This is a genomic window from Iodidimonas gelatinilytica, from assembly GCF_008579125.1.
Classification (GTDB): domain Bacteria; phylum Pseudomonadota; class Alphaproteobacteria; order Sphingomonadales; family Rhodothalassiaceae; genus Iodidimonas; species Iodidimonas muriae.
Window position 1 is genome coordinate 454780 of record NZ_BKCL01000001.1, and the last position, 22140, is coordinate 476919.

Here is a 22140-nt window from a genome sequence, read left to right on the forward strand (position 1 = left end):
AAAAATCAGGGTGTTGCCATGCCGGTGCCGTGATTTGGGGTGGCCGCAAACCGTTTTTGGCGATTTTCCATACGTGTCACAGCCGCGCTCAAGGGCAAAAGAACCAGCCCCCGCTTTTTCGCATCGGGCAACCAATGGGCAATGGCCTTGATGGTTTGCGGATGCGGATGACCGATTCCGATGGCCAGCCCTGTCCGTCTTGCAAGGCGTTCCATATCGTCGAGATTCTGGATCACGCTTTCTGCGGTTTGCTCATTATCCAAAAACACATCACGGGCGATATTGGGAACGCCCATTTCCGCGGCCTTTCTCTGGGCAACCGTGTGGGCGGTGGTGCGGGAATCGAGAAAGAGCAAGCCTCGGCCCTGTAGGCTTTGCATCACCATTTCCATAGCTTTCGGGTTTTCCGTCAACCGGCTGCCCATATGGTTATTGACCCCGACAAAGCCTGTGAAGCGCTCCAGATTCCACTGCAACCGGCTTTGAAACTCTTGCTCATTCAACGTCCCCAACAAAGCCATTGGCCCCGGATCTGCGCTATTGCCTTGCGGTTCCATAGGCAGATGCACCATCAGCTCATGGCCAGCTTTTCGGGCCGCAGCGGTTTGTTCGGGCAAATGATCGGCATAAGGCAAGAAGGATAATGTCAAAGCCCCGTCCAATTTGATCAGCTTTTTGGTGGCCGAACGGTTGAGCCCCACATCATCAATCACCAGTACAATGGCCGGTTTTGAATCCGCATCTTTCGGGGGGGCAGCCGCAAAACGCATCCATGCGGGCCGTGTGGAGGGCGGATCAAGCGGCGTGATATGCGGGCTTGTATTTGATCGGTTGGCGATCCGGCTGTCGCCTTGCGGGCTATCATCGAAAACCATTTGCGGAGGCGTGATCAGCGAAGGCGCAGGGCGCATTTCCCTTTCCATCCCCATTTCGGTTTCACGGGAGGGATGTACGCCGGTCAGTTGGGACAAGGCGACCAGAATAAGGCCCAAAACCAGCAAAGCCCCGAAAACGCCGGTCCATTGTGCCAGACGCCCGGCAAAGCTCTGCCCATGCTGCGAGATCGCCCGAAGACGTTGTGCAAGATGGGGCCACCAAGCACGCCGCGCAGGCTTTGCCCTGCTGCCAGATGGCCGGGATGTCCTTCGTCCAAACCCGGCCTGCCTGGACGGGGTTTTGGCCTTTCTCTTATTGTTGCGCTTGGCTTTCACACAATTTCCATTTTTTGGAAGAGAAAAACAGCCGTTCTTCCTACTGGTTCATTTGACCCGAGACTGGTAAAGACTTCGTTGGCAAAGGACCAGCCTATAGAATAGCTTTGGTAAAATGCGCCGGCAAGGCATGCAGGATGGCCCTGCTCATCGTAAAGAGAGTGTCAGTTTAATGTATCTTTTGATCGATAATTACGACAGCTTCACGTTCAATTTATATCATTATCTTGGTGAATTGGGGGCCGATGTCGAGGTGGTGCGCAATGATGCGCTGACGGTTGCGGATATTCTGGATAAAATCCGCCCGCAAGGCGTTATTATCTCTCCCGGCCCCGGCGAGCCAAAAGACGCAGGCATCACCGAAGCGCTGATCCGCCAATCTGCAGGACACCTTCCGATTTTGGGCGTGTGTCTGGGCCATCAGGCCATTGGCGAAGTCTTTGGCGGGAAGGTGGTGCGCGCACCAAAGGTGATGCACGGCAAGGTAAGCGCCATGCGCCATGATGGGGCGGGCGTATTCAAGGACCTGCCCTCGCCTTTCAATGCAACGCGCTATCATTCTTTGGTGATTGCCGAAGATGGCTTCCCCGAAGATCTGGAGATCACAGCGCGGTCCGATGATGGCTTGATCATGGGCTTGCAGCACAAAACCCATCCCGTTCATGGGGTGCAATTCCACCCTGAAAGCATCGCATCGGAGCATGGGCATAAAATTCTCGAGAATTTTCTCACCCTTGCAAATGCTTATGCCGCCCTACAAATAGCGTGACCATGACGATGTTTAAATCATATATCGAGAGAGTTGCCGAAGGGCAGTCTCTTAGCCGGGAAGAGGCCCGCGCGGCGTTTTTGTTCATCATGTCGGGAGCGGCCAGCGATATCGAGATTGCGGCCTTTCTGGTCGCCTTGAAATCGCGCGGCGAAAGTGTCGAGGAAATTGCTGGCGGGGCCGATGCCATGCGCGCTCATGCCCTGCCCTTATCGGCACCGGACAAGGCGGTGGATACCTGCGGCACCGGCGGTGATGGTCTTGGCACCTATAATATTTCCACGGCGGCGGCGATCGTTGCGGCGGCGGCGGGTATTCCTGTGGCAAAGCATGGCAATCGGGCGGTGTCGTCCAAATCCGGCTCTTGCGATGTGCTGGAACAGCTTGGGGTGTGTGTGGACGGCCCTGTGGAGCGCGTTCAGGAATCCCTTGACCAGTTGGGCATCTGCTTCTTGCTGGCCCCACGCCATCACGGGGCCATGCGCCATGTGGCGCCGGTCCGCAAAGCCTTGGGCATGCGCACCATCTTTAATATTTTGGGACCATTGACCAACCCTGCCGGGGCGAAACGGCAGTTGATCGGCGTTTATGATGCCCGCTGGCTGGAGCCCATGGCCAAAACCCTGGGCCTTTTGGGCTCGCACCATGTGTGGGTGGTGCATGGCAGCGATGGCCTTGATGAACTGACTGTCACCGGCGAAAGCATGGTGGCCTGTTTCAAAGATGGTACACTCAGCCGCTTTACCGTGCGCCCCGAAGATGTGGGGCTACGCCGCCATTCCCTTGATGCCTTGAAGGGCGGCGATGCCGCTTATAACGCACAGGCCTTGCGCACCGTTTTGCGTGGGGAGCCATCGGCCTATCGGGATATTGTTTTGCTCAATGCAGGCGCTGCTTTGCTGGTGGGCGATCACGTTGACACTTTGGCGGAAGGTGTGGCCTTGGCGGCCTCCGTAATCGATAGCGGCAAGGCGCAAGACCGTCTTGCCCAATGGGCAGCTTTTACAAAGGGCGAAACCGCGCATGTCTGATGTCTTGACCCGCATTTGCAAGGATAAACGCCAGCATATTGCGCGTTGTAAGGAAACGGTTTCTTTGGCCGATCTGGAAGCCCGCATCCGTAATGGCTTGCCGCCCCGGGGCTTTTTCGATGCCTTGATGAGCACCTATAGCGCTGGCCGCACCGGTCTGATTTGCGAAATAAAAATGGCCAGCCCTTCCAAGGGCCTGATCCGCGCCGATTTTGATCCGGCCCAGCTTGCCCGCGCTTATCAGGCCGGAGGCGCAAGCTGCCTGTCGGTCTTGACGGACGAGCCTTATTTCATGGGCCGCGATGATTATCTCGTCAGCGCCCGTAATGCCTGCAGCTTGCCGGTCTTGCGCAAGGATTTCATGCTTGATCCCTATCAGGTAACAGAGGCGCGGGCCTTGGGGGCGGATTGTATCTTGCTGATCATGGCGGCGCTTGATCCTGCCCAGGCCGATGATTTGGCACAGGCGGCCTTATCTTTGGATATGGATATTCTGGTCGAGATTCATGATCGCTCGGAACTGGAGATGGCCTTGAATATTCCGTCCCGGATGATCGGGATAAACAACCGCAATCTCAAGACCTTGAAGGTGGATCTTCAGACAACGATCGATTTGGCTCAGGATATTCCAGAAGACCGGTTGGTGGTTGCAGAATCCGGCCTCTTCACCAAAGATGATCTGGATCGCTGCGCGGATGTGGGGGTAAACACCTTCCTGATCGGTGAATCCTTGATGCGGCAACAGGATGTGACCGTGGCCACCCGCCAATTGCTTGGGGAAACCGCATGAGCACAGACCCACAAAGCCCCAAAGGCAAAGGGACGCGCTTGACCCATCTGGATGAAAAAGGCGCCGCCCATATGGTGGACGTGTCGCAAAAGCCGGTCACAGCCCGCAAGGCCACGGCCAAAGGCTTGATTGAAATGACGGCGGCCACGCGGGATCTGGTGATGGCCTCGGCCTTAAAAAAAGGCGATGCGCTGGCCACCGCCCGGATCGCGGGGATCATGGCTGCAAAGCGCACGGCGGATCTGGTGCCGCTGTGCCATCCTTTGTCCTTGAGCGCCATTCGCATAGACTTTGAAGCATGCGCCGAAGGGATCGAGATGACCGCGACTGTCTCCACATGCGAGCGGACCGGTGTTGAAATGGAAGCCCTGACAGCGGTAAGCGTTGCGGCCCTTACCCTTTATGATATGGCGAAGGCTGTAGAACGCAGCATGCATATTGGCCAAATCCGCCTTGTCAGCAAAGAAGGCGGGGCTTCTGGCGATTATCACGAGACTGCCTGATGTTATCCGTTGAAGACGCACGCACCCGTATTCTTTCCGCCCTTTCCCCTGTGGGAGAAGAAGTGGTGGTACTCAGTGCAGCGGCAGGGCGTGTATTATCCGCACCTGTGATTGCCCGCCGCACCCAGCCGCCCGCAGATTTTTCCGCCATGGACGGTTATGCCGTCCGTAGTGCAGAGTGTGCGGTGCTGCCAGCAAGCCTGACAGTCATTGGGGAATCCCGTGCCGGATTGGGCTATGATAAAGCCGTGGAGCCCGGTCAAGCCGTGCGGATTTTCACCGGCGCTCCCCTGCCCAAAGGGGCCGATGCGGTGGTCATTCAGGAAAACACCGAAAAGAAGACAGAACAGTCGGTGCAGGTGTTGCATAAGGTGGCCATGGGCGACCATATTCGCCGGGCCGGGATCGATTTTAACAAAGGCGACAAGGTGCTTGAGGCAGGGACAGGCCTGGAGCCACGCCATATCGCCCTTGCCGCTGCGGCCAATGTGCCTTGGCTATCGGTGGTGCGTAAACCGCGGATTGCCCTTCTTTCCACGGGTGATGAACTGGTGCGCCCCGGTGAGCCTTTGGGGCGTGACGGCATTATCGATGCCGTGGGCCCGGCGCTTGCCGCCATGATCCATGCGCGCGGCGGCGTTGTGCACTCTTTGGACATCGCCAAGGATCGGCATGAAGCATTGAAAGCCGCAGCAAATGCGGCCAAAGGCTGCGATATGCTGGTGACCCTAGGCGGGGCCAGCGTCGGGGATTATGATCTGGTGCGCGATGCCTTTGGTGAAGAAGGTTTGGCGCTTGATTTCTGGAAGATCGCCATGCGTCCCGGCAAGCCGATGATTTTTGGGCGGCTTGGTGCGACAGCTATGCTGGGGCTTCCGGGAAACCCGGTGTCCGCCCTTGTGTGCGCATTATTGTTCATGGGGCCTGCCATTGATCGGCTATCTGGCCGCTTGCCCCGTTTGCCCCTGCGTTTGCCGGCAATATTGGGCGCAGCTTTGCCGGAAAACGGCCCCCGTGAAGCCTATTTGCGCGCCAGTTTGAAAGCTGGAAATAATGGCCTGCGTGCTACCCCTTTCCCTCAGCAAGACAGCAGCATATTGAGCGGATTTGCCAATGCCGATGCCCTGATTATCCGCCCACCTTTTGCCTCCAAATCCGAAGCCGGAGACAAGGTAGAAGCCCTGCTTTTGGATGCAAGTATTGGTTCTTGACAGGATGTTCCCGTGAACTAATATAGAACATAACAGAAACACGGGGCGCATCCAATGCTTACAGCCAAACAGCACCAGCTTCTTTTGTTCATCCACAGCCGCTTGTCGGCGGATGGCGTTTCGCCTTCTTTTGATGAAATGAAGGATGCTTTGGGCCTGAAATCGAAATCCGGCATTCATCGCCTGATTACCGCATTGGAAGAGCGCGGTTTTATCCGCCGTTTGCCCAACAAAGCCCGTGCTTTGGACATTGTGCGTATGCCCGATGGCACCGGTGATGCTGACCGTGGGCAGATGTCGGCCAATGTGGTGCCGTTTAGCGCCCCGGCAAAGCCGGAAGCACAGCCTTCCCATGGTCGTGATCAGTCGCCCGCATCGGATCAGGTGGATATTCCCCTTCATGGGCGCATCGCCGCAGGAACACCCATCGAGGCATTAGAGACTGTAGACAGCTATATCACCGTACCGCAAAGCATGTTCGGAACCGGCGACCATTTCGCACTGACCGTTGATGGCGACAGCATGATCGAAAGCGGTATCATGGATGGCGATACGGTGGTGATCAAGGGCTGTGAAAGTGCCCATGATGGTGAAATCGTGGTTGCCTTGGTGGACGATCAGGAAGCCACGCTCAAAACCTTGCGCCGCGCGGGCCGGGATGTGGAATTGATCCCCTCGAATGCCAGCCATAAAACCCAGCGTTTAGCGGCAGAGCGGGTGAAAATCCAAGGTCGCCTTGTGGGTCTTTTGCGCCGATATTAGGCGATCATAATGTGGTGCCAGGGCTTATCTGCCCTGTTTCCCATGTCTCTTTGTATCGCTCTGGCCCCTTCCCGCCACACGGACTTGGCCTATGGGCCATGGAGATCATCGGCTTTCGCCGGATATGAAAGACCATATCGTCGTTAAAGTATTTATATAGCTACAATAATATATTACACGTAAGAATAGAGTCACCCCTTAAGTAAGATGGTTATATTTTTATGGTTAAAAATCATTTATACGAACAAATAGAAAAAATTTTCCTGCCTTATTATTCTGAGGAAATGAAAAGAATTGAAGAAAACAACATTCGTTTTTCACACTACACATCTGCTGAAGCAGGATTGAAAATCATTCAATCTAATAAGATGCTTCTGCGCAATTCCAAGGTGATGAATGATTTTTCTGAAGGTCATTATGGTTGGGAATGTCTATCGCGGGCCTATAACGGGCCTTCGGGTGAACGATTAAAAACGACGTTAAGAAAAATTCAAAATGATCTTCCTCAACAATTAGAGGATAGTCTTAACAGCCAATATAAGGATATTTTGGACGAAACCTACCTGATGTCAGTCTCCGAGCATGATGAAGGCCATGAAGACGAATTTGGACGCCTATCAATGTGGCGTGCTTATGCTCCAAAGGATGGAGTAGCATTGATTATGAATAATGGCCCTTTTCTTAATGAAAATAATGCTCTTAATGCCTTTTCATTTCCAGTATTATACACTACTCCAGATAAATTTTTGGATTTCTTTCAAGAAATTGCTACAGAAATTGAGAAGAATATTAATTTTTTAGAAAATAATTTTAATTGTAAAGGTGTATTTCATATTCTTAATCTTGTTTTTCGTTCAATAGTGCAATCAACAAAACACCCAGCTTTTCAAGAAGAAAAAGAATGGCGTGTGATTCACTCTCCAACTCTTTTACAAACAGATGAAAAAGAAGAGCAATTGCGTCGTGTTCCGACTGAGATTTTAGAGATCGGAGGGGTGCCACAAAGAGTTTATGCTATTCCGTTTCGGGATTACCCTGAAGAAACTCTTGTAGGGGTAACCTTGCCGCATTTATTGGATCGTCTGTTAATTGGGCCTTCCCAGCATAGTCATGTTATTGCGCAGGCCTTTATTGCTGAACTTACACGCCTCAAGGTACCTAATCCTGAAGAAAAGGTCATTATTACAGGCATCCCCCTTCGCACCTGATTTAGGTGACATTTTACAGCCCCTTCCCGCCACACGGACTTGGCCTATGGGCCATGGAGATCATCGGCTTCGCACCCAAGGGCGTTGGCCGCGCACTTGGCGAACGGACCGGCTTTTGATTTCATCGCCATCGATCCACAGGGCATAAGCTCCATCGCGCCACACATCGAAACGGTCGATGATTTTGGATGGTGCGGGGCAGTTCTGGCGCACCGGAATGGCCGCAATCAAAAGCGTTGCGGTTTGGCAGTCTTCGCGCAGTGCTTCAGGGGTAAATGCAAAGCTGATTCTGTGTGGCGTCTCCCCAAGGCTACACCCAAATCGATCGCAACGAACCGGCGGGGGCTTGTTCGTGGTGCTGGTGCTCCACAAATAAACCGATGAGGCACCAATCATCGCCGTCCATTGCTCGCGGCTATATCGGGCTTTGCTCATGGTTGAAACCGCCAGACCATCAGATGTACGGGCGGCAAACAAATCCGCATCGCGGCTGATCAACAGATCGGGGGGCTTGCTGGCGGCCAGAATGGCCACCGCGACACAAAAAAACGGCACGGCCATCAGCCGAAGAGGCCGTGTCTTCCATAATGCGAGGCATAAGACGCCAAGGGTGAAAAGCACCGGGACAAAGGCTGGAACGCTGCGCACGACGATTTCCGCGCCGGGAAAGCCCGAAACCTGATGAGCGGTGCTCAAAATCCCGGAAATGGCAAAGCCATAAGGTCCAATACCGGACCATCCCCCCCAAAAGGCATCAGCAACAAAGCCAATAACCCCAAAGGCATAACCACAAAGGCCATCAACGGAACAGCAACCAGATTGGCAATCAGGCCATAGCTGGTCAACTGGTTGAAATGATATGCGGAAAAAGGAGCAATGGCGGCTTCGGCAATCAGGGTCGTTAAAACCACCCCAAGAAAATATAAAGCCGTCCGTTTGCCGAAACCGGCACGCCGCCGCCATGGGGCAAGTTTGGGAGCCAGCACCTCATATGCAGCCACAAGGGCGGTGACGGCAGCAAAAGACATTTGAAAACTGACCGATAGCAATGCCTCTGGCGTAGCGATTAAAATCAGCAAGGCCGATAGCGCCACCACACGCAAAGAAATGGGCTGCCGTCCTATCAGCAAAGCCAGCAAAACAATGCTGATCATCAAGAACGCGCGTTGGGTGGGAATGGTGGCCCCGGCCAGCCAGAAATACGCAAAAGCCACCAGCCACGCCATGATGGCGGCGGCCTTCCTTGTATCAAAGCGCAGGGCGATGGCCGGAATGGCGGCGGCCCCCAGACGAATCAGAAAAAAGGCCGTGCTGGCCACAAGCCCAAGATGCAAGCCGGAAATGGCCAAAAGATGAGCCAATCCCGCAATACGCATGGCTTCCACATCATCTTCCGCCATATAACCGCGCAAGCCGGTAAGCAAAGCTGCCGCAATTCCCCCTGCCCGATTGTCCAGCCGCATCGTGGTCCGATGGGCGATATATTGACGCAATCCATTCACCCGATTGGTGAGGCTGCGCGTGGTGGGCCTTTCCAGAATCGCAAGATCCGTAACGGCAAACCCCACGCCACCAATGCGCTTGAACCACGAATCGCGGGCAAAATCGAAGGCATAAGGGGCAACGGGATCGGGCGGAGGGGACAAGATCGCCCGCAGGGAAACACGGTCCCCTGCGGTCACATCATGGCTATCGGTGCGAACCGTAATGCGCACGCGCTGCGGCGTGTCCTCAAGAGCCAGTGTTTTTATCTTTAAGGCGTCCAGCAAAATCCGCACATGGCCATTGTCTTGTGGCTCCACGGCTTCCACGGTGCCTTCCACCGAGAAACTATGTGATCCATCAATGATTTGCGGGGCAGCAACCCTGTCATTGCGCCATTGGGCAAGGCCAAGGCCGCTCATAAAGATCATAAGGGCAATAAAGGCGAGCCTGATGCCGGGTTGGCTTAAAACCACAGCGGCAAATGCCACGCACAGGCCCAAAATGACCACCAAACCAGGCGGTTCAATGGGCAAAAGGAAATATCCGCCGATTCCCAAAGCCAAAAACACCGGCGTCCATAACAGCCAATGCTCTCGCTCCGAAAGGATGGATTCTTCTAAAATTCTTTTAATTTCAAGTGGATGATAGAAGCCTGCCACGTGATCGACGGCGCGCGACACAGCGATATGGACAGGGCTCTTTGTCACTTTGCAATCAATGTGCTAGAAGGCCACGCGGTCACATGTCAGCGTTCAGCCTTGGGGTGGATGCGGATCTGTGCAGCCTGCAACGTATCTGTCTGTTAGTCTAACCAAATATGAGAGATTTTGAAGAGCATGGGTTCCCCCTCCACGCCTGTTGTGACTCGTTTTGCGCCGTCTCCCACCGGCTTTTTGCATATTGGTGGTGCCAGAACCGCATTGTTTAACTGGTTATTTGCCCGCCATCATCAGGGCAAATTCTTGTTGCGAATCGAAGATACCGACCGCAAACGCTCCACCGATGAAGCCATAGAAGCAATCCTTGATGGCATGAAATGGCTGGGCCTTGATTGGGATGGGGATGCGGTATCTCAGGCCTCACGGGCCGACCGCCACCGCGAGGTCGCCGAAAGCTTGCTGGAATCCGGCCATGCCTATCGCTGCTTTGCCAGCCAAGAAGAGGTGCAAGCCGCCCGCGAAGCCGCCCGAGCTGCGGGCAAGTCTTTGCGCTTTGACAGCCCGTGGCGGGACAAACAACCGGACGATGTTCCGCAAGATGGCAGCTTTGTGGTGCGCTTCAAGGCCCCGCGCGATGGCGAAACGGTGATTGAAGATCAAGTCCAAGGGCGCGTGCGTGTTTCCAATGATGAATTGGACGACATGGTGCTTTTGCGCTCCGACGGCTCGCCCACCTATATGTTGTCGGTGGTTGTGGATGATTTCGATATGGGTGTTACCCATGTCATTCGCGGCGACGACCATCTCACCAATGCTTTCCGACAGGTTCAGCTTGTTCGTGCCATGGGCTGGGAGCCACCGATTTATGCACATATTCCGTTGATTCATGGCGCGGACGGTAAAAAGCTGTCCAAACGTCATGGAGCCTTGGGCGTCGACGCGTACCGCGATATGGGATATCTGCCCGAAGCCTTGAGAAATTATCTGCTGCGCCTTGGCTGGGGCCATGGGGACACGGAGCTTTTGTCCACCGAAGAAGCCATTCGCCTGTTTTCCCTTGAAGGCATCGGCAAAGGGGCAGCGCGCTTCGATTTCAAGAAGTTGGCAAACTTCAATGGACACTATATCCGTGAAGCAAACAATGAACATCTTGTTGAATTGACAGAGCCATTGCTTGCCGCGCATTTTAACCGCGCATTTGATGATGCGGACAAGGCTGTGCTGACCAAAGCCATGCCGGGATTGAAAGAGCGGGCCAAAACACTCGTCGAGCTGGGTGAAAGCGCTCACTTTCTTTTCAAGTCCCGTCCGCTTGAAATGAATGACAAGGCGACAAAAATTCTGGATGACGCCTCACGGGCCGTTCTCGCATCTGTCGCTCAACGATTGGAAGCTGTAGAGGATTGGACGGCATCCAGTCTGGAAAGTGCCGTTCAAGACTTCGCACAATCCGCAGATATAAAATTGGGTAAGGTTGCGCAGCCCATGCGCGCAGCGCTTACGGGAAGCAATGTTTCGCCCGGCATTTTCGACGTTCTGGAAGTGCTTGGGCGTGATGAAAGTTTGGGGCGTTTGCACGACCAGTCGTCTCTTTAAGAGACGACCATGTGTCGATTGGCAATTCTGCCAAAATCGCAACGCTCCAAATCGGTAGCAGTCTAGGGTTAAGGAGAAATTCCCTATGAGCAAAAATTCCGCTCAAGGCACACAAGGCCCCTCTCTTTCGCTGAATGGTGAAGGTGTGGGCATCGAACTGCCGCTCAAGTCCGGAACAGTCGGCCCAGAGGTCATTGATATCAGGAAGCTGTACGCCAAAACCGGGAAGTTCACCTATGATCCGGCCTTCACCTCAACGGCGAGCTGCGAATCAAAGATCACCTATATCGACGGTGACAAAGGTGAATTGCTCTATCGTGGATATCCGATCGAGCAGTTGGCCCAGAACAGCGATTTCATGGAAGTGTCTTATCTGCTTTTGAATGGCGAATTGCCCACGAAAGAGCAAAAAGACAAATTCATGCACGACATCACCTATCATACGATGGTGCATGAGCAGTTGAACCACTTCTTCAGTGGCTTCCGCCGCGATGCCCATCCGATGGCCATCATGGTGGGCGTGGTTGGCGCGTTGGCGGCTTTCTATCATGACAGCACAGACATTTCCGACGAGCGTCAGCGGATTATTGCCAGCTATCGCATGATCGCAAAAATTCCGACCATTGCCGCCATGGCCTATAAATATTCCGTGGGCCAACCCTTTAGCTACCCCCGGAACGATTTGTCTTATGCGGGCAATTTCCTGCACATGATGTTCTCCGTGCCATGTGAAACATACAAAGTCAGCCCGACTTTGGAACGGGCGATGGACATGATCTTCACGCTGCATGCGGACCATGAACAAAATGCCTCCACATCCACGGTCCGGTTGGCCGGTTCTTCTGGCGCCAATCCCTTTGCCTGTATTTCTGCCGGTTGCGCGTGCCTTTGGGGCCCTGCCCATGGTGGCGCCAATGAAGCTGCTCTGAAAATGCTGGAAGAAATTGGTACGCCAGACCGGATCCCGGAATATATCGAACGCGCCAAAGACAAAAACGATCCCTTCCGCCTGATGGGCTTTGGCCATCGGGTTTATAAGAATTACGATCCGCGGGCGACGGTGCTGCGTAAAACCGCCCATGAGGTTCTCAATGAACTCAACATCAAGAACCCGCTTTTTGATGTGGCGCGAGAGCTTGAGAAAATTGCTCTGGAAGACGAATATTTCGTCGAAAAGAAACTCTACCCCAATGTGGATTTCTATTCAGGCATCATTCTATCGGCCATGGGCTTCCCGACCTCTATGTTCACGGTCTTGTTCGCCGTAGCCCGCACCGTAGGCTGGGTGGCGCAGTGGAACGAAATGATTTCGGACCCGGTTCAGCGCATTGGCCGTCCACGCCAGCTTTATACAGGCGCAACGCGGCGGGATTATATCCCCATGGACAAACGCTGAAGCGTTCTGCGTTTATTGCAATAATGAAAACACCGGCTGTCATGGATGGCCGGTGTTTTTTTATGGACAGAGCACCGGAAATTTAGATGATCTACGTTAGAGCTTAGGTAAACGCTTCATCTTACAACAGAAATCGGGGAAATACTTATGGAAGAGATACATCAAGATCGTACATTTCAACCTCCAGCAGGATACATCTATGCCAGTGGATGGCGCATTCTGGCTGCAGTCATCGATTTTATTATTTTGTTTTTCATCAGTTTTCTCATTGGCCTCGTTTTTGGTGTCGTTTTGAGTATCTTGGGAAGCGAGCAAGAAACCATTGAGCTATATTCGAATATTGTCGGGGGCGTTGTTGGCTGGCTTTATTTTGCCTCATGGAAAGCTCGGAAAAGCAGGCAACGCTGGGCAAGGCGGCCATCGGCATTAAAGTGACCGATATGAATGGCCAGCGAATTTCATTCCTACGCGCCACAGGGCGGCATTTCGGAAAAATACTCAGCACGATTATATTGCTGATCGGTTATGTGATGATCTTGTTCACAAAGCGCAAACAGGGCCTTCACGACATGATCGCCGGCTGTCTTGTCTTAAAGGAACGCAAATAATTCCGAAGATCCTGGCGAAGCCGGAATATTGGTTTCGCCATTGATTGTTCTTTCAAAACACATCGCATAAAAAAGCCGCCGATCCTGTTGATCGACGGCTTATTTTTTAGGCCAAAAACAAGAACGGTTGTTCAGTTTTCTTTCTCTTTTTCCAAAAGCATCGCCGCAACTGTAGCCTGCGCGACAACCGCGCCTTCTACCTTTGCCACGCAATTAAAGCGCCAGACATTGCCGCGTGCACGGTCTTTGCTCACCTCCAGATGCAAAACATCCCCGGGAACCACCGGTTTACGGAAGCGGGCATTGTCGATGCTCATGAAATAAACAAGGCGCCCTTCCCCTTCCTCTCCCATGGTATGAACCACAAGGATGCCGCAGGTTTGCGCCATGGCCTCAATGATCAAAACACCGGGCATAACCGGGCGTTCGGGAAAGTGACCGGGGAAAAACGGTTCGTTGATGGTGACATTTTTGATGCCAGTTGCACGCTCACCCGGTTCAATATCGCGCACACGATCCACCAGCAGGAAGGGGAACCGGTGTGGAATCTTGCGAACGATGTCACCGATCTCAAGCGTATCAAGCATATCCATCCTAAGCTCTTACCTTATTCGTGAGAGACAGCATAAAAAACGAGGGTCTTCGCCGGTCAGTTCGACGTAGCGGACCCGGTTTTTGGAAGAGAAACATCAAAGCTCGGCATGGTTTCGTCCAGCTTCTCGATCACTTCTGTCGTCACATCAAGGCCCGATGCATGATGCGAAACCAAGGCTTTATCCAGAACCATATTGGCCCCTTTGGCTTCCATGATTTCACGCACGATGGGACGTAAAGAGCGTTGAACTTCCAGATTGGCCTGTTGCATGGCCTGGCCGCTTTGGCGGTCAATCTGCTGCAATTCAGCCTGGCGCTGTTGCGCTTTTTGCTGGAATGCACGAACGCGCTCGTTAAAGGCATCCTGACTGATGATAGACCGCTGTTTTGCCAGCTCTTCCTCTTCCGTTGACAATTCTTGCTGAACCGCACGGGCCCGGCCTTCCAGATCAACGCGGAAAGATTGCGTTTGAGCAGCAATGTCCTTGCCTACGAGCGATTCCCGCGACACCCGGTCGAAATCAACCACAATGATCTTCGAATTGGGAACGGATTGCGCGTGGGCCGATCCCACAAGAAACAGCAGGCCGATGGTAAGAAACAGATTACGAAGCACGATAGGTCCTCCCTTATACTTTAGAAGCTGGTTCCAACATTAAATTGAAACGATTTTGTGTCATCAAACGGTTGGCTCTTCAAAATCTTGGCAAAATCGATACGGAACGGCCCGAAAGGCGATTCCCACGCAACACCAACACCAACCGAAACGCGTGGTTCCGCAGTGTCACCAAACACTGCCTCACCCTCGAAGTCGAAATCATTGCTCAATTCGAACAAAGATGCGGCATCCAGATACAGGCTGGCCTGAACGCCCATTTCACGCGCGGCTTCACCCAAAGGAAGGAACAATTCGGCCGTTCCCTGATAGAAAGCCTCGCCCCCGATGAAATCGGGGCGAAGGCCGGTGATCGGGTTGCATCATCATCCAGAAGAACAGCCGCAGGGCCAAGGCCGGCCGTATCAAAGCCACGCACTTTGGGGCCACCAAGGAAGAAACGGTCATTGATGCGAATATCCTGACCGAGCCCCCGGATATAACCACCCTCTGCACCCAGGCGCCCATAGAAGCCCCAGATCAGCGGAATGAATTTATCATAATCCAGGCGGGTCCGAAGATAAAAGATATCGCCGCCCAAACCGGCAAGATCCTGGCTGAATACGGCCCGTTGGCCACGGGTGGGCCGCAAGGGATGGTTGAGGCTGTCATAGATCAGGCTATAGCCGAACAATGACGTAATATTATCGCCAAGCTGATCACGAATGAAACGGGACGTTCTGTTCGGATCGATATTGCCAATATCCACCAAATCGCGCCGGATGGAATAACGCAAGGCCAAGACCGCACGTTCTGCAATGGGCAGACCAAGGCGGAAGGAAATACCGGTGGTGGTGGTCTGGAAGCTACTGAATTGGCTCTGTTCAAGATTGATCCGGAACAGATCGATCCCTGCCGAAATATTGCGCCCCAAGAAGCGCGGTTCCGTGAAACCGACATCAATCTGCTGACGCAAGCTGGACAGCGAGAAATTCAACCGCAATTCCTGCGCCCGTCCCAAAAGATTTCGTTCCCGGATGCTGAACTCGAAAATGAAGTTTTCCAGACTGGAAAAAGCAGCCCCAAGGGACAATTCACCGGTTGCATCTTCTTGCAAGCTCACATCAAGGACCAATCGGTCTTGACGGCTCCCGGGAAGCTGTTCCACCTCTGACTCACGGAAGAAGCCCAAAGACTGGATGCGCTGGCGAGAGCGTTCCATCTTTGAAAGATTGAACGCATCGCCTTCCACAAGTCGGAATTCACGGCGAACCACTTCATCACGGGTACGCACATTGCCATGCACGGCAATACGCTCCACATAAACGCGCGGCGCGTCCAGCACCCTGAATGTGATATCCAGCGTTCTGGTTTCCCGGTTTTTGCGCGGCATGGGCCGCACATTGACAAAGGCGTAACCCAACACACCGGCCGCATTGGTCAGCCGATCCACCGTGTCAGTGATTCTGTCCAGATTATAAAGCTGGCCTTCACGCATCCCGAGAAAAACACGAAACAGCCCTTCATCGATGTCGCGGATTTCACTTTCCACATCGACGGTGCCGAAATGATAAATCTCGCCTTCTTCCACAACGAAGGTGACGATAAAATCTTCCCTGTCCGGGGTCAGCTCGGCCGTAGCAGAAATCACCCGGAAATCCGCATAACCGTTATTGAAATAAAACCGGCGAAGCTGTTCGCGGTCAAAGGCCTGACGATCGGGATCATAGGTATCGTTCGATCCAAAAAGCCGCCACCAACGCGCTTCCGTGGTGGCAAGCTGTTCGCGCAAATCCTTGTCGGAAAAGGCCGTATTCCCGATAAAATTGATCCGCCGGATCTTACTTTTCGGCCCTTCCGAAATCTCGAAGATCAAATCGACGCGGTTTTGCGGAAGCTGCACCACCTTTGGTTCAATCACAGCAGCAAAGCGCCCGGACCGTTGGTAAAGGTCCAGCATGCGCTGTACGTCGGCCTGCACTTTGGCACGGGTGAAAACAATACGCGGGCGCAATTGCACCTCGCGCTCAGCTCTTCATTATCCAGCCGCTTATTTCCGTCGAAAATAATGCGGTTGATAATGGGATTTTCCGTGACCTGAATCACCAACGTATTGCCGTTGCGGTCGAAGGAAACGTCCGCGAACAGCCCCGTTGCAAACAGCCGTTTCAAGCTGTCATCCAATCTTTCGGGATCAAATGGGTCACCGACCCGAACCGAAAGATATGAGACAACCGTGGCTGGCTCAATACGCTGAATCCCGGAAACCGCGATTCCTTCAATCCGCCCTTCCCCCGAAGGAAAAGGAGCAGACCCTTGCGCTTTGACGGAGCTGGCACAGTCAAAAGCCCTATGCAGCCAATCACAAACAGAAACGCAAGCACCCGGACAAGCAAGATCGAACGCAATTTCACAGACCTTTTATAATAATTGAAATTCATAACGGATGCGTGCGCACACTGTCGTAAGGCTACAAAGATTGCAAGTCGTTCAAGGTCAGAAAAAGCATTAGCCCGATAATAAGGGCGAAGCCGACCATATATCCCATCTCCTGAATTCGGGCATTAACCGGCGATCCTTTGATGGCCTCGAACAGATGAAACAACAGATGTCCCCCATCCAGCATAGGAATGGGAAACAGGTTCACAAGCCCCAAATTGATGGAAATCAGCGCCACAAACTCGATAAAGGCCAACCATCCCAATGACGCTTGCTCACCCGTCACTTTAGCAATTTTCACCGGGCCGCCAAGATCGTCAAGAGAGCGAATCCCCATAATCACCTGCCCGGTCGCCGTCAGCATCATTCGGGCCATGGTCAGGGTTTCCGAAACGGAATCACCAAAGGCTTCGATAGGCCCGACAGTGCGAATCTCTGTCGGCGCATCCAGCTGCACCCCCAGCAATCCGCGCCGATATTCATTCCCGAAACGGTCGACTTGCAGATCTTCCGCGAGGGTCACGCGGCTATCCATGCGCTGCCCGTCCCGTTGAAATGTGATATCCACGGCCATTTTTGGATAAAGCGACACTGTGCGCACCAGATCACGCACATCTTCGATTTTATGCCCGGCAACGGAAAGGATGCGGTCCCCTTCCTGCAGGCCCGCAGCTTGCGCAGGCATATCCGGTGCAAGCCCGGCAACAATGGGGGGTTGCACCGGCTGTCCATAGCTCATGAACAGGCCGAAATAGATGAGAATGGCAAACAGAAAATTGATCAGCGGACCAGCGGCAACGATCGCCGCCCGTTGCCCCACAGGCTTGAAGTGAAAACACACGGCACGCTCTTCCGCGCTTAGGGTGCTGTCCAGATTGGCTGCTCCCTTGCTGGCCGCATCGGCATCACCGAAAAACCGCACATAGCCGCCCAAAGGGAGAAGGCTGATTTTCCAGCGGGTCCCGCTTTTCGCCGTCCAGCCGTAAATTTCCCGTCCAAATCCAATGGAAAACACCTCGACCCGCACTTTGAAAAAGCGCGCGACGATATAATGGCCCCATTCATGTACGAAAACCAATATGGTGAGCGCCAACAGAAAGCTGAGAATCGTAAAAATCAGGCCGGGGCCATCGGTTTCCATAGTCTATGTCCCTATGCCAACGCTTTGATGCATATATCCGCTTGGGCGCGGACGCGGGCATCCATATCATAGATGCTTTCCAAGCTGTCCGGTTCGCTATGCGGAAACGCGGCTAAACAATTCTCGACCACAGATGTGATATCCAAAAAGCCGATGCGCCGATCCAGAAAAGCCGCAACGGCAATTTCGTTGGCGGCATTCAGGATTGTCGGTGCGAATCCCCCCTGACGCAAAGCCTCACGAGCCATGCGCAAGGCCGGGAATTGCGTGTCATCGGGAGCCTCGAAATCCAGCCGCGAAATTTGCGCCAGATCAAGCCGCTTCACAGGGGCTGGCATCCGCGCTGGCCATGCCAATGAATAAGCGATGGGCGTGCGCATATCCGGCTGCCAAGCTGTGCCAAAACCGATCCATCAACATATTCCACCATGGAATGGATCACCGATTGCGGGTGGACAAGAATTTCTATCTTATCTTCGGGAAGAGGGAAAAGATGATAGGCTTCAATCAGTTCCAGCCCTTTGTTCATCATCGTGGCAGAATCGATAGAGATTTTCGCGCCCATGGCCCAATTGGGATGCTTCACCGCCTCTTCCGGCGTGACCGTTGCCAGGCTGTGGCGTGGGCGGGTGCGGAATGGCCCTCCGGAAGCGGTGAGGATAATTTTGGAAACGCCTTCTGAACGGACAAAATCAAAGACCTGAAAAATCGCATTATGTTCGGAATCGACGGGTAAAATGGTTGCGCCGCATTCTTTCACGGCTTTCATCACCAGATCACCGGCACAAACCAGACATTCCTTATTGGCAAGGCCAACCATCGCCCCGCGTTTGACCGCTGCCAATGTGGGGGCAAGGCCCGCTGCACCGACAATCCCGGCCATCACCCAATCGGCGGGCTCTTGTGCGGCATCCACCAAAGCCTGCGGCCCAGCGGACACCTTGATGCCGCTGCCTGCCAATGCCTCTTTGAGTGCCGTATAGTGATCCGGATCAGCGATCACTGCATGCTCGGCACCAACGCGCCGCGCCTGTTCGGCCAGTTTGGCCACATTCCTGTTGGCTGTAAGCGCCACAACGCGCCACTGATCGGGGTTCGCTTCAATCAGATCAAGGGTATTGCACCCGATCGATCCGGTGGACCCCAAAATTGTAATACTGCGCGTTTCGTTCATCAAAGTGCCCATCTTTTAATTATAAAGCGCGACAGCCAGCGCCACCACTGGAGCCACGAAAACCAAACCATCAACCCGATCAAGCACACCCCCGTGCCCGGGGATGATTCGGCCAGAATCTTTTACCCCAAATCGCCGTTTCAACGCGCTTTCCACAATATCGCCAGCCTGCCCCACAATGGCCAACAAGGCTCCCAGACTGGCCAAAAGCATGATTGAACCAAGGTCGAACCATATGGCCCCGATCAACCCAGCCAATGCGGCAAGCGCCATGCCACCAATAAGGCCAGACCATGTCTTGTTGGGGCTAATTTGTGGCACGAGTTTGGCACCCCCCACGGATCGGCCAACAAAATAGCCGCCGATATCCGTGCCCCACACCACCAAAAGCACCCACGCCACCAGCCACAAGCCGTTTTCCGCCCCGCGCAACCAATAAAGGGCATAAAGCGGTGTCCAGCAATAAAGGGTCGCCAGCCCCAGCCAGATAACCGGACGCGCTGATTTGAAAAAGGCACCGAACAACAGAAAATACAGGGACAATCCGACAGTTACCCCTGCCCAATGTGGCAACAACATATCAACAGGCAGCAAGATAAAGCCCGTAACTAGCATCAGATTAAGCGCAAGAAAAAGCCCCAGATCCCGTTTTGGCAATCCAATGATCTGCCCCCATTCCAGGATCATCAAAATCCCCACAAGGCTTAAAAGCCCTGCGAACCAGTCTCCGCCAAGCCACACCGCCGTCAACGCCAAGGGGATCAAAATCAAGGCAGAAGCCACACGCGTCATCAAATGCGATGGGGCACTTTGTACAGGGATGGCCCGCCCCTCAAGGCTTTGCTCGTCGCTGCTACCGTCCACCAAAACGTCGCTCCCGTCTTTGATAATCCGCAATGGCACCCTTGAGGGTCTGCTCGTTAAAATCGGGCCAGAGCACATCGAGAAACAGCAATTCCGCATAAGCCGATTGCCAAAGCAAAAAATTGCTCAAGCGTCGCTCGCCGCTGGTGCGGATAACCAGATCAGGATGCGGCAGATCGGACAATTGTAGATGCGACGCCAAAAGATCATCGGTTATGTCATCAGGGGCCAATTCGCCCTTTGCCACTTTCGCTGCCAAAGTCTGGCAGGCCGCAACGATTTCCGACTGCGATCCGTAATTCAATGCAATCACAAGGGTCAGGGTCTGGTTCTGGGCTGTTAGGGTCTCTGCTCTAGAGATCATTTTTTGCAAGTCCGGAGAGAGTTTGGACACATCCCCCATAAACCGCAGACGCACATCGTTTTTATGCAGATCATCAATTTCGCGCCGCAAATAAAGGCGCAAAAGCCCCATAAGGTCTTCCACCTCATCGGCGGGCCGTTTCCAGTTTTCCGAAGAAAACGCATAAAGCGTAAGAACGGACACGCCTTCCGAAATGCAGCCCTTCACGGCCCGGCGCACAGCTTCGGCGCCGCGCCGATGCCCCATGGCGCGGGGAAGATGGTGCGCAGACGCCCATCGGCCATTGCCGTCCATGATAATGGCGACATGGCGCGGAATGACCGCACTGGCACTGTCTATTGTCGGCTGAACAGAGGCCATCAGACCTGCATGATCTCCTTTTCCTTATGGCTGAGAATCTCATCCACCTGCGCGATATGATCGTCTGTCAGCTTCTGGATGCGCTCAGACCATTTCTTGGCATCATCTTGCGCCAAATCGCCGTTCTTTTCGCTCTTTTTCACACCATCCATACCATCGCGGCGCACATTGCGAATGGCAACTTTGGATTGCTCGGCATATTTCGAGGCTACTTTCGACATTTCCCGCCGACGTTCTTCATTCAATTCAGGAACGGGAATGCGCAAGGTCGAGCCTTCGGTCATGGGATTGAGGCCAAGACCGGAATTGCGAATCGCCTTTTCTACAGCGCTCACATTGCTGCGGTCCCACACCTGTACGCTAAGCAACCGCGCTTCCGGTGTTGATATGGTCGCAACCTGATTGATGGGCATGGCCGCGCCATAAACATCCACCATAACAGGGTCCAGCATGGCCGTATTGGCGCGCCCGGTGCGCAATCCTGCAAAGTCCTGGCGCAAGGTTTCAACTGCGCCATTCATCCGACGTTCGAGATCCTTGATATCGGGCTCAGCCATTGGTTCCGTCCTCCTCACCAACAATCGTGCAAGTGCCAGACCCGCCTAAAACGCGCGCCAGCTCCCCCTTGCTTTGAATTGAAAAAACCAAAATAGGAATCTTGTTCTCACGACACAAGCTGACAGCCGAAGCATCCATGACCTGCAAATCCTGCCGCAAGACATCCATAAAGCTCAGGCTTTCATATCGCTCTGCCGTGGGGTCTTTTTTCGGATCCGCCGTATAAACACCATCCACCTGCGTGCCCTTCAACAAGGCATCGCACGACATTTCAGCAGCCCGCAAGGCGGCGGCTGTGTCTGTGGTGAAAAACGGATTGCCGGTGCCGGCCGCGAAAATAACCACCCGGCCCTTTTCCATATGCCGGATGGCGCGACGGCGAATATAAGGTTCGCACACGCTGGACATGGGAATGGCGGACAAAACGCGGGTGTGAATGCCTTGCTTTTCAAGGCCGTTTTGTACAGCCAGAGCATTCATCACCGTCGCCAGCATGCCCATATAATCGGCCGAGGCACGGTCAAATCCACTGGCTGCAGCGGAAAGCCCACGAAAAATATTCCCGCCGCCCACCACCAAACAAATTTCAGCACCCAAATCGCGCGCTTCGCTGATATCTTCTGCCACACGGTCGATCACCGAAGGGTCAATGCCATATGCATTATCACCCATCAGTGCCTCGCCGGACAGTTTAAGCAATATACGCTTATATTTGGGAGAGGCCATAATACGCACTTCCATCTGCCAGAGGGATATGTGGATCGGCTGACGATCGGATCGGCAGCTTAACCGTAGTTTCGGTGTCTTGCCACCAACGAAAAC

22 protein-coding genes and 2 pseudogenes are annotated in these 22140 nt (G+C 53.7%); 10 read left to right on the forward strand and 14 right to left on the reverse strand.

The window, feature by feature from the left end; translation table 11 throughout:
* Window positions 1-5: 5 nt before the first annotated feature.
* The gene (locus tag JCM17844_RS02020; protein ID WP_149999409.1) at window positions 6-1211 is read right to left on the reverse strand and encodes a divergent polysaccharide deacetylase family protein; all 1206 of its coding nucleotides are present in this window, start codon (window positions 1209-1211) and stop codon (window positions 6-8) included.
* Between the two features lie 172 nt (window positions 1212-1383).
* On the opposite strand from JCM17844_RS02020, the gene JCM17844_RS02025 reads away from it, so the two are divergent.
* The 7 genes from JCM17844_RS02025 (at window position 1384) to JCM17844_RS02055 (ending at window position 7485) form a co-directional block, all read left to right on the forward strand.
* Window positions 1384-1980, forward strand: coding sequence for an anthranilate synthase component II (locus tag JCM17844_RS02025; protein WP_149999410.1), 597 nt, complete (start codon window positions 1384-1386; stop codon window positions 1978-1980).
* Window positions 1981-1988: 8 nt separating this feature from the next.
* Entirely contained in the window at window positions 1989-3011 is a 1023-nt protein-coding gene (gene trpD, locus JCM17844_RS02030; RefSeq protein WP_210431173.1) for an anthranilate phosphoribosyltransferase, read from the forward strand.
* Window positions 3004-3801, forward strand: a complete 798-nt coding sequence (gene trpC, locus JCM17844_RS02035; protein WP_149999412.1) for an indole-3-glycerol phosphate synthase TrpC — start codon at window positions 3004-3006, stop codon at window positions 3799-3801. The genes trpD and trpC overlap by 8 nt, the downstream gene beginning before the upstream one ends.
* On the forward strand, window positions 3798-4304 hold the full coding sequence (moaC, locus tag JCM17844_RS02040) for a cyclic pyranopterin monophosphate synthase MoaC (protein WP_149999413.1): 507 nt from the start codon (window positions 3798-3800) through the stop codon (window positions 4302-4304). Before trpC ends, moaC begins: the two co-directional genes overlap by 4 nt.
* Entirely contained in the window at window positions 4304-5515 is a 1212-nt protein-coding gene (locus JCM17844_RS02045) for a molybdopterin molybdotransferase MoeA (protein ID WP_149999414.1), read from the forward strand. The genes moaC and JCM17844_RS02045 overlap by 1 nt, the downstream gene beginning before the upstream one ends.
* 54 nt (window positions 5516-5569) lie before the next feature.
* Window positions 5570-6277, forward strand: coding sequence for a transcriptional repressor LexA (gene lexA, locus JCM17844_RS02050; RefSeq protein WP_149999415.1), 708 nt, complete (start codon window positions 5570-5572; stop codon window positions 6275-6277).
* A 221-nt stretch (window positions 6278-6498) separates the two neighbouring features.
* Entirely contained in the window at window positions 6499-7485 is a 987-nt protein-coding gene (locus tag JCM17844_RS02055; RefSeq protein WP_149999416.1) for a DUF2971 domain-containing protein, read from the forward strand.
* A 60-nt stretch (window positions 7486-7545) separates the two neighbouring features.
* On the opposite strand, the gene JCM17844_RS02060 is transcribed toward JCM17844_RS02055, so the two are convergent.
* Both JCM17844_RS02060 and JCM17844_RS02065 read right to left on the reverse strand, forming a co-directional pair.
* Window positions 7546-8181: a hypothetical protein gene (locus tag JCM17844_RS02060; RefSeq protein ID WP_149999417.1), complete on the reverse strand. Its 636-nt coding sequence runs from the start codon at window positions 8179-8181 to the stop codon at window positions 7546-7548.
* A complete protein-coding gene (locus tag JCM17844_RS02065; RefSeq protein ID WP_149999418.1) occupies window positions 8178-9677 on the reverse strand; it encodes a ComEC/Rec2 family competence protein in 1500 nt (499 codons plus the stop codon). Before JCM17844_RS02065 ends, JCM17844_RS02060 begins: the two co-directional genes overlap by 4 nt.
* 129 nt (window positions 9678-9806) lie before the next feature.
* On the opposite strand from JCM17844_RS02065, the gene gltX reads away from it, so the two are divergent.
* The 3 genes and pseudogenes from gltX (at window position 9807) to JCM17844_RS15685 (ending at window position 13229) form a co-directional block, all read left to right on the forward strand.
* Window positions 9807-11225, forward strand: coding sequence for a glutamate--tRNA ligase (gltX, locus tag JCM17844_RS02070; protein ID WP_149999419.1), 1419 nt, complete (start codon window positions 9807-9809; stop codon window positions 11223-11225).
* Window positions 11226-11310: 85 nt separating this feature from the next.
* Window positions 11311-12621 (forward strand): citrate synthase, encoded by a 1311-nt coding sequence (locus JCM17844_RS02075; protein ID WP_149999420.1) that lies wholly within the window; start codon window positions 11311-11313, stop codon window positions 12619-12621.
* Between the two features lie 147 nt (window positions 12622-12768).
* A pseudogene (locus JCM17844_RS15685) lies at window positions 12769-13229 on the forward strand (RDD family protein).
* A 131-nt stretch (window positions 13230-13360) separates the two neighbouring features.
* Here the strand turns inward: JCM17844_RS15685 and fabZ are convergent.
* The 11 genes and pseudogenes from fabZ to pyrH form a co-directional block, all read right to left on the reverse strand.
* Window positions 13361-13822, reverse strand: a complete 462-nt coding sequence (gene fabZ / locus JCM17844_RS02085) for a 3-hydroxyacyl-ACP dehydratase FabZ (RefSeq protein ID WP_149999421.1) — start codon at window positions 13820-13822, stop codon at window positions 13361-13363.
* Between the two features lie 56 nt (window positions 13823-13878).
* Entirely contained in the window at window positions 13879-14439 is a 561-nt protein-coding gene (locus JCM17844_RS02090; RefSeq protein ID WP_210431176.1) for an OmpH/Skp family outer membrane protein, read from the reverse strand.
* Between the two features lie 20 nt (window positions 14440-14459).
* Window positions 14460-14732, reverse strand: coding sequence for a BamA/TamA family outer membrane protein (locus JCM17844_RS16290; protein ID WP_149999423.1), 273 nt, complete (start codon window positions 14730-14732; stop codon window positions 14460-14462).
* A complete protein-coding gene (bamA, locus tag JCM17844_RS02100) occupies window positions 14648-16438 on the reverse strand; it encodes an outer membrane protein assembly factor BamA (protein WP_149999424.1) in 1791 nt (596 codons plus the stop codon). The genes JCM17844_RS16290 and bamA overlap by 85 nt, the downstream gene beginning before the upstream one ends.
* A complete protein-coding gene (locus tag JCM17844_RS17060) occupies window positions 16336-16827 on the reverse strand; it encodes a POTRA domain-containing protein (protein WP_149999583.1) in 492 nt (163 codons plus the stop codon). Before JCM17844_RS17060 ends, bamA begins: the two co-directional genes overlap by 103 nt.
* A 61-nt stretch (window positions 16828-16888) precedes the next feature.
* Complete coding sequence (gene rseP / locus JCM17844_RS02110) at window positions 16889-17998, reverse strand: RIP metalloprotease RseP (protein ID WP_149999425.1); 1110 nt, start codon at window positions 17996-17998, stop codon at window positions 16889-16891.
* Window positions 17999-18009: 11 nt separating this feature from the next.
* Window positions 18010-19172: pseudogene (locus JCM17844_RS02115) on the reverse strand (1-deoxy-D-xylulose-5-phosphate reductoisomerase).
* Window positions 19173-19187: 15 nt separating this feature from the next.
* The gene (locus JCM17844_RS02120; RefSeq protein ID WP_210431180.1) at window positions 19188-20036 is read right to left on the reverse strand and encodes a phosphatidate cytidylyltransferase; all 849 of its coding nucleotides are present in this window, start codon (window positions 20034-20036) and stop codon (window positions 19188-19190) included.
* Window positions 20026-20760, reverse strand: coding sequence for an isoprenyl transferase (locus JCM17844_RS02125; protein WP_149999427.1), 735 nt, complete (start codon window positions 20758-20760; stop codon window positions 20026-20028). Before JCM17844_RS02125 ends, JCM17844_RS02120 begins: the two co-directional genes overlap by 11 nt.
* Entirely contained in the window at window positions 20760-21317 is a 558-nt protein-coding gene (frr, locus tag JCM17844_RS02130; protein ID WP_149999428.1) for a ribosome recycling factor, read from the reverse strand. The genes JCM17844_RS02125 and frr overlap by 1 nt, the downstream gene beginning before the upstream one ends.
* A complete protein-coding gene (gene pyrH, locus JCM17844_RS02135; RefSeq protein ID WP_149999429.1) occupies window positions 21310-22044 on the reverse strand; it encodes a UMP kinase in 735 nt (244 codons plus the stop codon). Before pyrH ends, frr begins: the two co-directional genes overlap by 8 nt.
* Window positions 22045-22140 lie beyond the last annotated feature (96 nt).

What these genes read in the sequence shown, in the direction of transcription:
- JCM17844_RS02025 (WP_149999410.1), top strand. Translation starts at nt 1,384, where the DNA reads ATGTATCTTTTGATCGATAATTACGACAGCTTCACGTTCAATTTATAT.
- trpD (WP_210431173.1), top strand. Translation starts at nt 1,989, where the DNA reads ATGTTTAAATCATATATCGAGAGAGTTGCCGAAGGGCAGTCTCTTAGC.
- trpC (WP_149999412.1), top strand. Translation starts at nt 3,004, where the DNA reads ATGTCTGATGTCTTGACCCGCATTTGCAAGGATAAACGCCAGCATATT.
- moaC (WP_149999413.1), top strand. Translation starts at nt 3,798, where the DNA reads ATGAGCACAGACCCACAAAGCCCCAAAGGCAAAGGGACGCGCTTGACC.
- JCM17844_RS02045 (WP_149999414.1), top strand. Translation starts at nt 4,304, where the DNA reads ATGTTATCCGTTGAAGACGCACGCACCCGTATTCTTTCCGCCCTTTCC.
- lexA (WP_149999415.1), top strand. Translation starts at nt 5,570, where the DNA reads ATGCTTACAGCCAAACAGCACCAGCTTCTTTTGTTCATCCACAGCCGC.
- JCM17844_RS02055 (WP_149999416.1), top strand. Translation starts at nt 6,499, where the DNA reads ATGGTTAAAAATCATTTATACGAACAAATAGAAAAAATTTTCCTGCCT.
- gltX (WP_149999419.1), top strand. Translation starts at nt 9,807, where the DNA reads ATGGGTTCCCCCTCCACGCCTGTTGTGACTCGTTTTGCGCCGTCTCCC.
- JCM17844_RS02075 (WP_149999420.1), top strand. Translation starts at nt 11,311, where the DNA reads ATGAGCAAAAATTCCGCTCAAGGCACACAAGGCCCCTCTCTTTCGCTG.
- fabZ (WP_149999421.1), bottom strand. Translation starts at nt 13,822, where the DNA reads ATGGATATGCTTGATACGCTTGAGATCGGTGACATCGTTCGCAAGATT.
- rseP (WP_149999425.1), bottom strand. Translation starts at nt 17,998, where the DNA reads ATGGAAACCGATGGCCCCGGCCTGATTTTTACGATTCTCAGCTTTCTG.
- JCM17844_RS02125 (WP_149999427.1), bottom strand. Translation starts at nt 20,760, where the DNA reads ATGGCCTCTGTTCAGCCGACAATAGACAGTGCCAGTGCGGTCATTCCG.
- frr (WP_149999428.1), bottom strand. Translation starts at nt 21,317, where the DNA reads ATGGCTGAGCCCGATATCAAGGATCTCGAACGTCGGATGAATGGCGCA.
- pyrH (WP_149999429.1), bottom strand. Translation starts at nt 22,044, where the DNA reads ATGGCCTCTCCCAAATATAAGCGTATATTGCTTAAACTGTCCGGCGAG.